Consider the following 2532-nt stretch of genomic DNA (forward strand, 5'->3'; position numbering starts at 1 on the left):
GCCGACGCGAGCGGGCGTCGGCCGGCCGCTCTGCCGTTGCCGGGATACGCGGACCCGCTGCCCACGGGTGCCCCGGCCAGGGGGCTACTGTGCTTTCGAGGCCCCGCCCCGCCCCGGAGGAACGCACCCCCATGCCTGATGCCGCCGTGATCGTCAGCAGCGACCCGGAGTCGTTCCCGCACAGTGTGCTGGCCGAGCGGCATCCGGCGCTCATCCGCAAGGTGCGGGACGCCTTCCCGTACGGACCCGAGCAGCACCAGGCGCTCGACGCGCTGCTGAAGAGCGCCACCGAGGGCGTCATCGAACCGCTCCCGCCGGGCGCCGCCGACCGTGAGCAGTGGGAGGCATGGGGCCTTCCGGAGTACGTCGGACGCTCCTGGTTCGAGGCGCCCTTCCTCTGGTCCGAGAGCTACTTCTACCGCCAACTCCTTGCCGCTGTCGGCTACTTCGGGCCCGGGCCCGGCTCCGGGACCTGGCGCGGTATCGACCCCTTCCGCCCCTTCAAGCTCGCGGAGCTCGACACCCCGGAGACAGAGGAGGAACTGGCCGCGCTCGACGAGCTGGCCGCCCGGCCCGTCGACGACCAGGAGAAGGCCCTGCTCCACGGCTCGCTGTGGGGCAACCGCGCGGACCTCGGCTTCCAGCTCTCGGCCGGGGAGGGCGCGGCCGCCGACAGCCAACTCGTGGCCGACGACAGCGCGTTGCTGTGGTCCCTGCTGTCGGGCGGCACGGTGTGCCTGGTCGCGGACAACGCGGGCCGGGAGCTCATCCCCGACCTGCTCCTCCTCGACCATCTCCTGCGCCACGGCCGCGCGGACCGGGCCGTGCTGCACCTGAAGCCCCACCCGTACTACGTCTCCGACGCCATGACCGCCGACCTGGTCGACGCCCTGCGCCGGCTGAAGGAGGCGAAGGGAGCCGCCGCGGAAGCCGGTCACCGGCTCTGGTCAGCCCTCGCCGACGGCCGCCTCACGGTCCGCGCCCACCCGTTCTCCTGCGCCCCGCTGCCGTACGCGAAGATGCCCGGCGACCTCGGGCGGGAGTTCGCCGCGACCACCGTGACGATCTTCAAGGGGGATCTGAACTACCGCCGCCTGGTCGGCGACCAACTGTGGCCCCCCACCACGCCGTTCGCGCAGCCCACGGCGTACTTCCCCGGCCCCGTGGCCGCGCTGCGCACCCTCAAGTCCGACGTGATCGTCGGCCTCGACGCGGCCACCGAGTCCGCGCTCGTGGCCGCGCAGGGGCAGCGCTGGCGGACCGCCGGGACGCATGCGCTGATCCAGGCGCGGCCCTGAGGAGACGTTATGCTGCCGAGTTGTACCGGTGGGCTCCATACGTCCCGCCGCCGGGCAGCGAAAGAGGACGTCATTGACCCCGCGGTACGTCAGCAATCCAGGGGAGCCCCTCTACGACGTGATCGAGCGCCGATACGTCGAGGCCGCGGACGCCCGCGACGACACCGACCTCCACGACGTCTTCACCGACATCTACCGCACCAACCGCTGGGGCTCCGACGAGACCCGCTCGGGCCCGGGCTCCGAGTTGCTGCGGATGAAGCGGGTCATCGCCCAACTCGGGGAGCTGGTACGGGAGTTGAAGGTCAAGTCGGTGCTCGACGCGCCGTGCGGCGACTTCAACTGGATGCAGTACGTCGACCTGGGCGAGGCCGCCTACCTCGGCGGCGATGTCGTCGAGGAGCTGATCGAGGACAACCGGACGCACCACGAGCGGCCCGGGCGGTCCTTCACGCTGCTCGACTTCACCCTCGACCGGGTGCCGCGGGTCGACCTGATCCTGTGCCGGGACGCGCTGGTGCACTTCTCCTACCAGCACGTGGTCGAGGCGCTGACCCGGTTCCGGGCGAGCGGGTCGCGCTATCTGCTCACCACGACCTTCGCCGGGACCCACGCCAACACCGACATCGTCACCGGCTGGTGGCGCCCGATCAACCTCCGCCTCGCCCCGTTCGCACTGCCCGAACCGCTGCGGGTGATCGGCGACGACGAGTCCGACGACTTCTACGACGACAAGGTGCTCGCCCTCTGGGATCTGCGGCAGATCCCGGCCCGCTTCCCGGGGTACGAGCCCGCGGGCGCCGAGTCCGGATCCCCCGCGGCGGTCGGGTCGGGCGCCTGACCGTCCGGGTCGCCGGCCGAGAGGCGGCCCTCCTCGTCGTCCGGGCCGGCGCCTGGAGAGCGCTGTGCCTCATCGTCCGTGGCGGCCCCTAGAGGCGGTGCGCCTCGTCGTCCGGGTCGCCCCCCGGGGGCCGGGGCGGAGGGACGCCGGCGGCGCGGGCCTCGGCCCGCAGTCGTGCTACCTCGCGCAGCGCCTCCTCGGCCGCCCGCGTCCGCGGATGCCGCTCGCCCAGCACCTCCTCGCAGGCCGCCCGCACCTCGGTGAACTCGGCCTCGGACAGGGCGAGTTCGCCCCGCGCCCGGAGCAGGTCGGCGAGGTTGTGGCGGACGGCGAGGGTGCCGGGGTGGCGGACGCCGAGGTTCTCGACGCAGTCGGCGAGGACGGTGCGGTACT

The 2532-nt window shown here is 72.8% G+C and carries 3 protein-coding genes; 2 read left to right on the forward strand and 1 reads right to left on the reverse strand.

Going from position 1 to position 2532, the window contains the following annotated elements; translation table 11 throughout:
* Positions 1–131 precede the first annotated feature (131 nt).
* Positions 132–1298 carry a damage-control phosphatase ARMT1 family protein gene (locus ACFVYF_RS24870; RefSeq protein ID WP_389458698.1) on the forward strand — a complete coding sequence of 389 codons (1167 nt, stop codon included), beginning with the start codon at positions 132–134 and terminating at the stop codon, positions 1296–1298.
* Between the two features lie 118 nt (positions 1299–1416).
* Entirely contained in the window at positions 1417–2139 is a 723-nt protein-coding gene (locus ACFVYF_RS24875; RefSeq protein WP_389458700.1) for a class I SAM-dependent methyltransferase, read from the forward strand.
* Between the two features lie 88 nt (positions 2140–2227).
* On the opposite strand, the gene ACFVYF_RS24880 is transcribed toward ACFVYF_RS24875, so the two are convergent.
* The coding region (locus tag ACFVYF_RS24880) for a tetratricopeptide repeat protein (RefSeq protein ID WP_389458702.1) at positions 2228–2532 on the reverse strand (305 nt) is incomplete at its 5' end.

Origin of the sequence: Streptomyces sp. NPDC058274 (genome assembly GCF_042881375.1) — a bacterium.
GTDB lineage: Bacteria > Actinomycetota > Actinomycetes > Streptomycetales > Streptomycetaceae > Streptomyces.

Excerpts from the sequence above, each read along its gene's own strand:
- ACFVYF_RS24870 (WP_389458698.1), top strand. The coding sequence starts at position 132 with ATGCCTGATGCCGCCGTGATCGTCAGCAGCGACCCGGAGTCGTTCCCG.